This is a genomic window from Coprococcus intestinihominis, assembly GCF_040096555.1.
In the GTDB taxonomy this organism is placed as follows: Bacteria; Bacillota; Clostridia; order Lachnospirales; family Lachnospiraceae; genus Coprococcus_A; species Coprococcus_A intestinihominis.
Genome location: NZ_JBBMEK010000079.1, coordinates 1 through 12,524, shown reverse-complemented (window position 1 = coordinate 12,524; position 12,524 = coordinate 1). Strand labels below are relative to the sequence as shown.

The window sequence follows — 12,524 nt, the reverse complement described above, 5'->3', positions numbered from 1 at the left end:
TCCTTGGTCTGGCAATGGAAAGCAACATGAAAGCAACTTTGTGCGAGCATACCCTGGATAATGCCTATCTGGCATATCCTGATCTGCGAGGGGCTATTGTACACTCTGACAGAGGAACACAATATACCAGTGAAACCTATCGTAAGGCTCTGGCAAAATACGGTATTATTCAAAGCATGAACAGTGCTGGTGGCAGGTGTCACGATAATGCCCGATGCGAAAGCATGTGGGCCAGAATGAAAAGCGAGCTTCTCTATGACCGCTACAATACGGAAACTATGACCACAGAGGAACTGAAGGTTCTCATTTGGAGATATTTCATCAGTTACTGGAATAACAGGAGGATCTGCTCTGCTAACGGTGGGCTTCCTCCGATGATCAAGCGCCAGAGATACTACCAATCTCTGGGACTGGCTGCATAGGCAGTGATATCTTTGAGATAAATGTGTCAACCAATATTGACAATATCAGACCTATAGAATATGGAAAGGACTATGATGTTGTTAATAATCCTGATAAATTTCAACTATATATAGATGGAAAAGAGATTAAATAGTAATCTCTTGAAAGAAAGCTTTTTGTCAGATTTTTTCAAAGAAAAATTCAATGATAACAATACATAGTTTTAACCTTGATATTCTGAAAAATTTTATAGGAAGATTCCATTATCAAATTGACATAGGAATGTGGTAGCGTATAATTAGAATTGAATACACTGAAAAACGGAGAAATTACATGAAAGCACATAAATATTGGTCAGTAGTAGCTTTAATCACAATGATTGGAACTTTTTATACAGGATATAAGGGGCTAAAAGCAGCACACAAATACTTTGCATTTGGCTCTCTGATATGCATGATTATGGCAGTCTATTCTGGTCATAAAATGATTTCAGGCAATAAAAGAACAAGAAAACAGGTGGAAAATACAAAAGCGGAGGAATAGTAAATGTTAGAGTTAGGAATAAAAGCACCGGATTTTGAATTGCCGGATCAGAACGGAGAAGTGCATAAATTAAGCGATTATGCAGGAAAAAAAGTGATCTTATATTTTTATCCAAAGGATAACACACCAGGATGTACGAAGCAGGCATGTGGCTTTTCTGAGCGTTATCCACAGTTTACTGAGAAGGGAGCTGTTATTCTCGGAGTAAGCAAGGACTCTGTAGCGTCTCACAAGAGATTTGAAGAAAAATACGGACTGGCATTTACGCTATTAGCAGATCCGGAGCGTAAAGTTATTGAAGCATATGATGTCTGGAAAGAAAAGAAAAATTATGGAAAAGTATCTATGGGTGTAGTAAGAACTACATATCTTATTGATGAGCAGGGAATAATTATAAAGGCAAATGATAAAGTCAAGGCGGCAGATGATCCTGAAAATATGCTTAAGGAATTGGCATAATGAAGATTATTTTATCACCTGCAAAAAAGATGATTGTAGATACCGATAACTTAGCACCGGTTGAACTGCCTGTCTATATTGATAAGACAGCAGAAGTATTAAACTGGATGAAAAGCAAATCAAAAGAAGAACTGAAAGCTATCTGGAAATGTAATGACAAGATTGCAGAGCAGAACTTTAACAGATTGGAAAATATGGATCTTTATAACAGGCTTACTCCGGCTGTTTTAGCATATGAAGGGATTGCATTTCAATATATGGCACCATCTGTGTTTGAAATCCAGCAGTTTGAGTATTTGCAAAATCATTTAAGAATCTTGTCTGCGTTTTATGGCATTTTAAAACCAATGGATGGTGTGACTCCTTATCGTCTTGAAATGCAGGCAAAGGTTGGAATTGGAGATGCAAAAAATCTGTATGAGTACTGGGGAGAATTGTTATACCGCTCAGTAATCGATGACAGTAGGATTATCATTAATCTTGCATCAAAAGAATACTCAAAAGGTATAGAAAAGTATCTGACACCACAGGACAGATATATTACGATTGTATTTTGTGAGTTATTCGGAGATAAATTGGTAACAAAAGGTACCTATGCCAAGATGGCTCGTGGTGAAATGGTCAGATTCATAGCGGAAAATAATATTGAAAATCCGGTGGAGATTCAGAAATTTGACAGACTCGGATATTCGTTTAGGTCTGATTTATCTTCAGATTCAGAATATGTATTTGAACGCAAAATAAAATAGTTATTCAGGTAAAAGATGCTCAGTTTGACAGTTTTTATAATAATGATAATTATTACTATTTTTATTGACAACAGGATAAGAGTGGTATATAATTCTTATTAAGAACTAATCCTAATAAGGAGGACGAATGACAAGTAGGAGAAATACCATTCAAAAAGATCTTGTAAGAAATGCCGTATACGAAATGAGAAGACACGTTACGGCAAATGAAGTGTATGAATTTATAAAAGAAGCATATCCAACAATTGGAAAAGGAACTGTATATAGAAATCTTGATATATTGGTAGAGGAAGGTGCATTAAAAAGATTGAAGTTCCGGATGGACCGAACCGATTTGATTTTATATTGAAAAATCATTACCATGTAAGATGTATAAAGTGCGGTGAAATTTTTGATGTGGATATGGATCAAATACCGGATTTGCTGGAAAGAATTCATAACACTCATGGAATTGAATTTGTGGATTATGATATTTCATTTAAAGTCATTTGCCCGAAATGCAGGGAGAAGGTAAAGGAGGAACAGCATGGATAGGAAAGCAATGTATAAGTTGAGTTATGGACTGTTTATATTGACCGCTAAAGAAGCAGAAAAAGATAACGGATGCATCATTAATACAGCCATTCAGGCAGCTTCGGAACCAAACCAGTTAAGTATCTGTGTAAATAAGGCAAATTATACGCATGATATGATTCAAAGAACCGGAAAATTTACTGTATCAGTCTTAAGTCAGAAGGCACAATTTGAATTGTTCAAACATTTTGGCTTCCAATCAGGAAGAGATACCAATAAGTTTGAAGCATTTGAGCAGTGTGCCAGGGGCACAAATGGTATTTATTATATTACAGAAGGTACAAATGCATACATTTCTGTGACAGTTACTAAAACAGAGGACTTGGGTTCACATACGATGTTTATCGGTGAGATAACCGATATGGAAGTTTTAAGCAATGTTCCTTCAGTAACATATGATTATTATCAGAATAATATTAAGCCTAAGCCACAGGAGGTTGGAAAAACAAAGGACAGTCAGACAATATGGCGTTGCAGAATTTGCGGATATGAATATGTAGGCGAGGAATTACCAGATGACTTTATATGTCCTTTGTGCAAGCACCCGGCATCAGATTTTGAAAAAGTAGTAAAGAAAACGGAGGTAAAAGAGATGGCAGCAAACAAATATGCAGGAACACAGACAGAGAAGAATTTACAGGAGGCATTTGCAGGGGAATCACAGGCAAGAAATAAGTATACCTATTTTGCTTCTGTAGCGAAAAAGGAAGGTTACGAGCAGATGTCAGCATTGTTTTTAAAGACTGCAGATAATGAGAAAGAACATGCAAAGATGTGGTTCAAGGAATTAGCAGGAATTGGTGATACAAAGGAAAACCTGGCGGCAGCGGCAGAAGGTGAAAATTATGAGTGGACAGATATGTATGATGGCTTTGCTAAAACAGCTGAGGAAGAAGGATTCCCTGAGCTTGCAGCAAAATTCAGGGCAGTAGGTGAGATTGAGAAGCACCATGAGGAAAGATATCGTGCACTTCTTAAGAATATCGAAACTTCACAGGTATTTGAAAAGAGCGAAGTTAAGGTATGGGAATGCCGTAACTGCGGACATATTGTAGTCGGAACAAAGGCTCCAGAGGTATGCCCGGTATGCAATCATCCGCAGAGTTATTTTGAAGTACGCGCAGAGAATTATTGAGGGAGAATAGACAAGGAAGTAAAATATTATGTATGTAAGCATTGTGGAAACATTATTGAAAAGGTAAAGACAAAGGTGTACCTGTAATTTGTTGTGGAGAGCTGATGCCGGAACTGAAAGCCGGAGTAACAGATGCCGCAGTTGAAAAGCATGTACCGGTATATATACTAGACGGTATAGAAACAATGGGCAGGGATGTCCAAAATGTAATAAGTCAAAGCGAAATAGCGTTGTTAAAGAGCTCAGATAATGAGCTCTTTTGGCATGTCAAGCATTTTTGAAAATGTCCTAAAATAAGTGAAACATTAGCCCCGTAAATCCGGGGCTGTTTTACTTTGGGAATCTTACTCGGTGATGATTAAAATATTGACAGCATGAACCCGCATTCCATGCCTGAGCATCTTCGACGGCGATCAGATTGGCTTGTATGGTATCCGCTTCCTTTTGGTTTTTGGCAGCTTTCTTTTTGTTTTCCAGCTCTTTTTTGATCCGCTTTTTCTTGGCTTTTGTTACCTTTGGGGAAAGAATGTATTCGCTTTCCAGAATATTGGCAACAGAAGAGGGGGATATCGTGATCTGTTCATGCTTTTCCAGTAACTCGGAGAAATGGCGGAAGATTGCATCATAATATTTGGTGCGGTAGAGATCAACGATGGACCTGCGTGTCTCATCAGGGATAGTCGTTGCTGGTTTGCGCCCTTTATTGCCATCCGGGTGATCTGCCAGAGATTTGATTACTTCGTATTTTATCTGTTCATCCATTGTGAGTATTACCTTTCTGATATTGATCTCCTCCTGTTCGTTATAAGTCGTATGGAGGATATTTTACCACATCTGGGACATTTTCATATGTGGTATACTAGGATATTATCATAAATGGCTTATAATTTTAAATTCACCTGTTGACAAAAGCACCAGCCTATGATATAATTTCGTCACAAATTAAAAATGTTTAGAGTCGATGCTCTGATAAGTGACTAAATGATTTCCCGGAGGGAAAGTCTACCCATTTGGTTGTTTATCAGAGCATCGGCTTTTTTTGTTTTCCACCTGCACCTTGACAATTTCATATTGTGGTCATCGCCCGGTTGCCGGGGCGTAGAGTTCGGCAACAGCGACCGATTGCGGCTGAAGACAATCGGGGCGCCGCCATCACGTGCAAAAATGATATTTCAAATACGATAAACATTAGCAGGCTACGTTTAATGCAATAGGAGAAAAACGAAGTCCTGTGATGTGGAGGTATCAGTAAATGAAGAAAAATAACAGAAACATTAGAGTGTGCGCAGTTAACAATGGAAACAGAGACGGATTCAATATCTATCTCGATTTCTCCGGCCAGCGTGAATATCTCATATATCATAGACATAACGGGTTGCTATATGATCTCCTTAAAGACGGAGTAGCAATAGATGATGTTCGTCGCTGGACTCCGGCCTCCCTTGGCTGCTTCCATGTTGGTAGAACGGGATTCTCTGGACTTTATGAAGTGACTAAACATCTCGTGTCCGTTATCAATGATTATATGTTAGAACGTGAAGCCTGCTAAGGAGGTGCTACAGATGAAGAGTAATTACTATCCCAACAACACAGCAGTCGCTGTCCGTTTGGAGAGCCTTATAAAGAGTGAAGGAAAGAAGCTGCTTTCTGAGAGAATGTCTTCCCGAATGGTGAAGTGTGCATCTGTCATGAATGAAGAAAGCTTCGTTGGCTGGCAGATTGAGATTCCAACAAAGGGTCTTGCGATTCTTAGTCTCTTTGGTTCAGAAGAATTTACGGAGAAAGAACTAAGATGGTGTGCTGAAAAGACCGGAAAAACTGTCAAGAGAGTCTTGAAAACCTCTGTCTCCAGTCTAACACAGCTATATGAGGTCTATCTTCCTATAACAGAGACAGGACAGACAAGAGCGATTATTGGCTTTAACTGTGGAACCCCTACCACTAAAGATGATAGCATTTCTAAATGGCCAACACATTACTCCGGAATATTTGCTGAGCTCGTCAGCGTGCTGCGAGATACTGGAGCCGTCATGCGAGTTGTCTTAGGTCCGGCTACAGACGAGGAACAGACTTTCTGCCGCAAGAACACGCTGCATAGTTATGATGTGAATGGTATTTCAGTTAGGGACTACCTAGGGAGACCGGTAAAAATGCGAGTCCTCCTCCTTCTTCCTACTTCTCCTTCTATTCGCTTAAAGACAGTATTGGAGGAGGCAGTTCAAGGGGCCAAGTGTAGATATGTCGGTGATATTGAAACCCAGAAAGCTGAAGAAATTTGGAGAAATCCTTTATTTGAGGCCCAGGTCTTACCCGACTATGCAGCCAGAATTCTAATGATGGAACCTGAAATCCATGAAACAACTATTGGTCTTCAGGTTTGTGAAGAACCCGTAAAGAAGATACCTGCAAGCCATCGGAACACTAAGAGCCATGGCGCAGTCGAAATTGGCAAAGCAGTCGATACTGCAGGTATTTGTAGGAGGATTACCATCGGTGAAACAGATATAAAACGCCATTATCAGATCGTTGGGCAAACTGGAACGGGCAAATCCACACTCCTTACGAAGCTCATTCTGAGTGCAATCGAAAAGGGTCATGGTCTGACGTTTTTTGATCCGCACGGAAGTACTATTGACTTGCTTCTCAGAATGATTCCAAAGCAGTATGCTGAACGTGTGCGAGTTGTCCGAATCGGTGACGCAGAGCATCCGGTACCATTGAATATTTGGGACAGTGATGATCCGTCCAAGGAAGAACGGAATATTAGCGATCTATGCGAGCTCTTCGGAGATATTTTCAACCCTCCGGGAGAATGTTTCGTCGGACCACGCTGGGAACGGTGGTTCTCAACATTTGCTAAGGCGTCAATTGCCTTCCTCGGCAGAAGAGCTTCTTTGGAGAGCATTGCAGTTATTTCCCAGAGCCAGGATAATATGTTGAAAGTAAGTAAAGCAATCGCCAACCGCTACCCTGAGCTTGTGGAGACTATTAAGCAGGAATATGGCACAGACAAAAGCAATGATTTTCAGGCAACGCTCAATTGGTATTTGTGCAAGTTTCAAAGGCTTATCTCTGTAGAGCAGCTACGTAAGACTTTAGGGGCTGGGGCAAATGCCTTAGACTTCACGAATTCAATCGATACCGATACGGTAACGCTGATTGATTTGGCATCTCCCAATATCGGTACTCACGCAGCTCGGATTGTTGGAACGCTTCTACTTATGAAGCTATGGAATGCTGCCATGGCTCGGCATGAGCGGGCCAAAACGCACTTTGTGGTGGTAGATGAGGCTGCTTTGTTCCAAACGAATCCTATGCCAAGAATGCTGGCGGAGTCTAGAAAGTTCGGGTTGGCTATGGTGCTATGTCATCAGCATACGGGTCAACTGACGGCTGAAATTCGTGATGCTCTGGAGGCAAATTCTGCGAACTTCAGCGCTTTTCGTCTTTCTCCCAGAGATGCACTTACGGCAGCAGTTCGTTTTGACGATCCAAATATGAAAGTGAATTTGGCGAGACTTGATGCTTTCAATGCCATAACTACATTGAGCGTAGATGGGCGACAAACAGCTCCGTTCACTTTAACGATTGATAAGCCGAAGATGCAGAAAGATGGCGAAGCTGTTGCAGCTTACATTGAACAGAGCAGCATCGAACGACTTGTAAAGCCCTACATGGATGTGCGCGCGCTGACCTCTTCAGAAATCCTGAATCTTCTGAACAATCCTCAAAAGATTATGGAAGAACGCTCTCACCTAGTGATACCAGCATTCCTTGAAGAGTGGTCCGTCCGCAGGCAGGAATTAAAAAAAGCAATTTGATAGGAGGAGAATCCCTGGATGATTTTGAACAATGTGAAACGCAGGAAGAGTCCGAAGCCTGGCTAAACAAGTATTGCCCGAATTTCCGTGATATTGTAAAGTCAAGGCAGCAGGAAATGGCGTGTCAGATTATGGAGTTTAGAGATAGCATTGAAGGGGTTATTTTTGAGGTCGATCAAAACGTAATGAGTATGACTGTGGAGGAACTGGACATGAGCGTTCGTAGCACAAATTGCTTGAAACGTGCTGGAATACACACAGTTCGTGATATATTGGAGTTTGGCCCACTTTCTCGCATTCGAAATCTGGGAGGAAGATGCAAGAAAGAAGTGTTGCTTACTCTGTGGGAGGTAATTGCTGGTCGAAACATTTATCAAGAGCCCATGATAAATGATTATGGAGAATCGAGAAATACGTGCAATTTTTCAAGCCACTTAACAGATGAGGACAAAGAAAAGTGGCTTTCAGACTGGCTCTCTTGATCCGCTATCATCTGTTGTACCAGTTGCACTTCCTGCGGCATCTGAAAACATTTCCCTTCGGAATTCCCTTCGCTCAAGAACGCATGAATCCAAATATTCCAAAAGTCTGTGAATTAGAAATTTTTCATCATCCACTTCGGCTTGTTTCAGAAGCAGATCTTCGAATGGATAACGATCATTGATAGCTTCACGAATATGCTCCAGTTCATCATAGCGGGTCTGGAGGAGCATTTTAACGTGATTGGCGCAATTATCGGTTACACGGAGATAATCGTCCAAAGAGTAGTCAAATCTGTACATTCTTCGTCCTCCGTTTCATTCATGGCTTTCATTATCGATTCGATACATTAGATTAAGAATGTGCTCATGTATTTTCTCCTGCCGCTCTGTTTCAAAAGCGTTGTAGGAATCCCAAAGTGGAAAGTGATGGAGGACATCAAGATCATCGCTCCCAACAGAAAACCAAAACCATACTGTTTGTTGTTCCTTAATGGAGATGTAAATCTCACGGGCTCGAGAACTTGTATATCCATCAATCGTACCGGTTCCGACAAACGCAGTAGCCATAAGATTATGTAGTTCATCTTTTTTAGCAGGTCTATTTACAGCTATATACGCTTTCAGGCCGGTCTTATCGGTTAAAACAAATTGCTTGTCTATCGGATTATTACATGTGTACAGGCCACTATCATCAATTAATTCAAACTTGACCGTCCCTGCCATATACGTCCCATACATATCGTAGTGAAGACTTGGAAAAACGCAGTTATCGGAAATAGGCTTGAAGTATGCAAGAGGAACAGAATAAGACTCCATCAATTTGAAAAAGCATGTTTTGTCTGTCTGGCTGGCTGGCTCAGAATCAACATAGAATAGCCACGACTCATTCGCGTTGGATGGAGTAGTGTTTCCTTCTCTCCAAAGGTTGTAATCTTTTATGAACAGGTTCCAATTGTTATCGCATATTTTGGCTTTAAGTCTTTTGCTTTTTAGATATCCGAAAAAGCCTTTGTAAAACTCCTCATAGAAAAGCTTTTCGCATTCGTGATCATTCAAAAGACCTAAGTTATACTTTTGCCTAATTCTACGGAGCAAATCGATGCTTGTATCAATGTGGTCATTCAGATCACTCTCAGATATAGCTTCTCGTATAACCTGTGCGGCTTTTACAGAGTGTTGTAGAGGAATGTGCTTATCATAGTTAATGCGGATTACCCTAATTTCAGGATCAAAGGCGTCGTCAGCCAACTGTTTGACAGTAGACGGCAACTTTACAGTGAAGCCTAAATTAACCCCTCCTCCGGAGAAAACTTTGGATTGAATAGTTTCGAGCCCCTCGTTTAAAGTAATCTTTACATCATCCGGTAAATAGGTAAACGCAAATGTTCCTTGCTTCAATGTTTTAAGACTGGAAGGAAGAATAATCTTCTTCAGGCCCGTACAGTCACGAAATGCATAACTTTCAATCTCTTTGATGCTGCCGGGAAGAATCAATTCCTTGATCCCCTTGCACATAGCAAAAGCCTGTGCCTCTATATTGGTCAGAGTATCCGGGAAACTGATTTCTGTGATTTCTCCATGATTGAAGAAACAGTCGGCTCCGACTACCGTCACCGGCTTCTCGGATATCTGCGTAGGGATATCTACACTATTTATGTTATTGGATAGATAGGCACTCAGTTTAATATGATCATCGTATTCATTCACACCAAATGACTGCGGGAGATTATGACGATTCGGGACTGTCACTTTATATCTCTTCATTTTCTTCACCATCCTCATCTAAGATTTCGTCATCATCCATGCCATCATCAATGCATGTCGGAATAGCAAAAGGTCCCACTATTTTTTCGGATTTTTGTGCGGTGTTTAAATCGCAGAGAATAAAAAGTTCATTGGTTTTATCATAGACAATCCGACATTCCGCTGCATAAAGCTCGGTATCCCACCCAAGTCCTTCTTTTAGCTCTGAAAATATAGCAGCACGAGGAAAAGCAAGAGCGGTACAACTATCGTAAAGATGAGGTGGAATATCAAATGCTTGCTCTGCGTCAGAATCTATAACATGAAGCAGAAGCCGTTTTTCGTTAAGATTCCACATCATTTGGATATATGCGGGCTTGCCGAGAGCCACTAATACTTCGCGGGGGATGATGATTGAAAAAGATGGGTGATTAAAGTATACAGTCATAATGTCCCTCCTAATAGGCTTTCTACCAACTTTTTTGGGGCGTGGCATTTCATCTTGGAGTCCGTCAAAAACCTCATGTGGCATCATGATATCCGGTTTTGGCTGTTTAACATTGACGTCGAAGAACTCAAAAGGGTCAAGCAAAAGAACGGCACACACAGAGAGTCCAATTTTCATAGAACATCCGGAAAAGGAACGTTCCCCTGATTCGAGACGCTGATATTGACTGAATTGTATACCCGCCATTTCAGCAACCTGATAAACTGATAGACCGAGTTGTTCCCTTCTAGACCTCAAAATCTGCCCATCATCAAGCAGACAATGATATTTTCCATCTCTAGAAGTAGGAAAGTCATATGGAATAAATGTATACTTGGGAATTATTGTGCGATACAAGCTCATTTGAGTCCGCCTCCAAATAATCCAAATTGGTGATTAACTGCATCTATACATTTACCACCAATATAGGTTAATGTCAAGCGGAAATTTAATATTTCGCAGATACCACTCTATATAACGAAACGCTCAGATGCTGTTTTGCAGTAGGGGAAAAGAAAAAATATCAAAAAATTGATGATTAATGGTGAGCTTGTGATAGAATGGATAAAAGAGAAAAGCATAAAGGATGTAGTTGTGGAGAATATTTGTTATGATTAGAAAGTTGCTGAACGGAGATATCGATAGAGTTGCTGACATATGGTTAAAGACAAATCTGAAAGCACATTATTTTATTTCCAATCAATACTGGAAAAGTAATTATGAATTAGTAAAAGAAATGATGTCACAATACGAAGTTTATGTGTTTGAAGCAGATAAAATGATACAAGGATTTGTAGGACTAAATGATAAATATATAGAAGGTATTTTTGTCTCCGATGAAATGCAGTCATGTGGCATAGGTAAGCTTTTATTAGATTATGTTAAGGATAAAAAAGTTAGCTTACGATTAAATGTATACCAGAAGAATGCCAGAGCAATTTCTTTTTACCAAAGAGAAGGGTTCATTATTCAATGTGAAGGCTTGGATGAAGCTACTGGTGAAAAAGAGTACACTATGCTATGGAAACGAAAATAGAAATCGGAAGTTTACAGCGAGGTGAAAGAGGTTGAATTATGTAGAATATGGAAAAGAAAACAGCGATGTAATTATCCTCTTACACGGAGGCGGTTTATCATGGTGGAATTACAAAGAGGTTGCTGAAAGACTTCAAACAGATTATCATGTGGTTTTGCCTATATTAGATGGTCATGCAGGATGTGATAAGCAGTTTACAACGATAGAGAATAATGCTTTGGATATTATAGAATTTGTAAATAGCAAATTGGGCGGTTCTGTTTTAATGATGGGAGGACTATCGCTTGGAGGGCAGATTTTGCTTGAAATTTTATCTCAACGCAAAGATATATGTAAGTATGCAATAGTGGAAAGTGTACTTGTGATACCTTCAAAATTTACATATTCTATGATTAAACCGGCGTTTGGAAGTTGCTATGGCTTAATAAAGTATAAGTGGTTTTCAAAATTGCAATTCAAATCACTACGAATAAAGTCGAATTTGTTTGATGAATATTACAAAGATACTTGTGCTATTAGAAAGAGTGATATGATTGCCTTTTTACAGGAAAACTCAGTATATTCACTAAAAGATGGCATTGGAGAGTGTGAAGCAACCGTTCAAATTTATGTTGGAGAAAAAGAAAAGCAATCAATGAAAAAATCTGCTAAAATCATTCATGAAAAATTGCAGGATAGTTTTATACAAGTTCTTCCTAATATGCATCATGGAGAATTTTCAATAAACCACGCAGATGATTATGTGAGAAAACTATTAGAAATAGTAAAGCGAAGGTAATTTTGAATTTAACGCTTGAAAAAAGGAGAAATAAACATGGCAAAGAAAGAAGAAAGATTTGAAGTTACATTTAGAGACGGAAGTCAGCTTAAGGATGAAGGAGTTCGCCAAATCCTTGTAGATAAGGAGACTGGGGTTAACTATCTTTGTTGGAAATCTGGATATGGAGCGGCTATTACACCTCTTCTGGATTCAGAAGGAAAAATCATAGTTACAAAGTAAAATCGAAAGTTGTAGTAAAGGAGCTTCCTGTATAATAAAAAGCGTGGATGTTGAAAATTGAAAATACCTCAGAGTACAATAAGACTACTGACTG

Annotated in this window: 15 protein-coding genes and 3 pseudogenes; 14 read left to right on the top strand and 4 right to left on the bottom strand. The window is 39.6% G+C overall.

What is annotated here, in order from left to right:
- The 8 genes and pseudogenes from WMO25_RS07940 to WMO25_RS07905 form a co-directional block, all read left to right on the top strand.
- Positions 1–422 (top strand): DDE-type integrase/transposase/recombinase (locus tag WMO25_RS07940; protein WP_349084867.1); only part of this gene is annotated, 422 nt, incomplete at its 5' end.
- Positions 423–735: 313 nt separating this feature from the next.
- Complete coding sequence (locus WMO25_RS07935) at positions 736–945, top strand: DUF6219 family protein (protein ID WP_168934311.1); 210 nt, start codon at positions 736–738, stop codon at positions 943–945.
- Positions 946–948: 3 nt separating this feature from the next.
- Positions 949–1,404: a thioredoxin-dependent thiol peroxidase gene (gene bcp / locus WMO25_RS07930; protein ID WP_024854727.1), complete on the top strand. Its 456-nt coding sequence runs from the start codon at positions 949–951 to the stop codon at positions 1,402–1,404.
- On the top strand, positions 1,404–2,153 hold the full coding sequence (gene yaaA, locus WMO25_RS07925; protein WP_256292713.1) for a peroxide stress protein YaaA: 750 nt from the start codon (positions 1,404–1,406) through the stop codon (positions 2,151–2,153). The genes bcp and yaaA overlap by 1 nt, the downstream gene beginning before the upstream one ends.
- A gap of 127 nt (positions 2,154–2,280) precedes the next feature.
- A pseudogene (locus tag WMO25_RS07920) lies at positions 2,281–2,687 on the top strand (Fur family transcriptional regulator).
- A pseudogene (locus WMO25_RS07915) lies at positions 2,680–3,300 on the top strand (flavin reductase family protein); the annotation flags it as partial. The pseudogenes WMO25_RS07920 and WMO25_RS07915, both read left to right, overlap by 8 nt.
- 18 nt (positions 3,301–3,318) lie before the next feature.
- Entirely contained in the window at positions 3,319–3,861 is a 543-nt protein-coding gene (rbr, locus tag WMO25_RS07910; RefSeq protein WP_256292718.1) for a rubrerythrin, read from the top strand.
- A 6-nt stretch (positions 3,862–3,867) separates the two neighbouring features.
- Positions 3,868–4,037 (top strand): annotated as a pseudogene (locus WMO25_RS07905) (desulfoferrodoxin family protein); the annotation flags it as partial.
- Positions 4,038–4,191: 154 nt separating this feature from the next.
- On the opposite strand, the gene WMO25_RS07900 reads toward WMO25_RS07905, so the two are convergent.
- Positions 4,192–4,623, bottom strand: coding sequence for a hypothetical protein (locus tag WMO25_RS07900; RefSeq protein WP_349084865.1), 432 nt, complete (start codon positions 4,621–4,623; stop codon positions 4,192–4,194).
- Positions 4,624–5,113: 490 nt separating this feature from the next.
- Here WMO25_RS07900 and WMO25_RS07895 point away from each other — a divergent pair, with 490 nt between their 5' ends.
- Genes WMO25_RS07895 through WMO25_RS07885 form a run of 3 tightly spaced genes read left to right on the top strand, consistent with a single transcriptional unit; the run spans position 5,114 to position 8,164 of the window.
- Complete coding sequence (locus WMO25_RS07895; protein ID WP_349084864.1) at positions 5,114–5,410, top strand: hypothetical protein; 297 nt, start codon at positions 5,114–5,116, stop codon at positions 5,408–5,410.
- Positions 5,411–5,423: 13 nt separating this feature from the next.
- Positions 5,424–7,682: an ATP-binding protein gene (locus WMO25_RS07890; protein ID WP_349084863.1), complete on the top strand. Its 2,259-nt coding sequence runs from the start codon at positions 5,424–5,426 to the stop codon at positions 7,680–7,682.
- Positions 7,679–8,164: a DNA-directed RNA polymerase subunit alpha C-terminal domain-containing protein gene (locus WMO25_RS07885; RefSeq protein WP_349084862.1), complete on the top strand. Its 486-nt coding sequence runs from the start codon at positions 7,679–7,681 to the stop codon at positions 8,162–8,164. The genes WMO25_RS07890 and WMO25_RS07885 overlap by 4 nt, the downstream gene beginning before the upstream one ends.
- Here the strand turns inward: WMO25_RS07885 and WMO25_RS07880 are convergent.
- The 3 genes from WMO25_RS07880 to WMO25_RS07870 are packed head-to-tail and all read right to left on the bottom strand — an operon-like array spanning position 8,147 to position 10,757.
- A complete protein-coding gene (locus WMO25_RS07880; RefSeq protein WP_349084860.1) occupies positions 8,147–8,464 on the bottom strand; it encodes a hypothetical protein in 318 nt (105 codons plus the stop codon). The two genes, WMO25_RS07885 and WMO25_RS07880, sit on opposite strands and share 18 nt — an antisense overlap.
- A gap of 15 nt (positions 8,465–8,479) precedes the next feature.
- Positions 8,480–9,928 carry a leucine-rich repeat domain-containing protein gene (locus WMO25_RS07875; RefSeq protein ID WP_349084859.1) on the bottom strand — a complete coding sequence of 483 codons (1,449 nt, stop codon included), beginning with the start codon at positions 9,926–9,928 and terminating at the stop codon, positions 8,480–8,482.
- The gene (locus WMO25_RS07870; protein ID WP_349084858.1) at positions 9,915–10,757 is read right to left on the bottom strand and encodes a helix-turn-helix domain-containing protein; all 843 of its coding nucleotides are present in this window, start codon (positions 10,755–10,757) and stop codon (positions 9,915–9,917) included. The genes WMO25_RS07875 and WMO25_RS07870 overlap by 14 nt, the downstream gene beginning before the upstream one ends.
- Before the next feature lie 247 nt (positions 10,758–11,004).
- On the opposite strand from WMO25_RS07870, the gene WMO25_RS07865 reads away from it, so the two are divergent.
- The 3 genes from WMO25_RS07865 to WMO25_RS07855 are packed head-to-tail and all read left to right on the top strand — an operon-like array spanning position 11,005 to position 12,430.
- Complete coding sequence (locus WMO25_RS07865; RefSeq protein ID WP_055053942.1) at positions 11,005–11,430, top strand: GNAT family N-acetyltransferase; 426 nt, start codon at positions 11,005–11,007, stop codon at positions 11,428–11,430.
- A 31-nt stretch (positions 11,431–11,461) separates the two neighbouring features.
- The gene (locus WMO25_RS07860) at positions 11,462–12,208 is read left to right on the top strand and encodes an alpha/beta hydrolase (protein WP_349084856.1); all 747 of its coding nucleotides are present in this window, start codon (positions 11,462–11,464) and stop codon (positions 12,206–12,208) included.
- A 36-nt stretch (positions 12,209–12,244) separates the two neighbouring features.
- Positions 12,245–12,430, top strand: a complete 186-nt coding sequence (locus tag WMO25_RS07855; RefSeq protein WP_117659205.1) for a DUF6440 family protein — start codon at positions 12,245–12,247, stop codon at positions 12,428–12,430.
- The last annotated feature ends 94 nt before the right edge of the window (positions 12,431–12,524 follow it).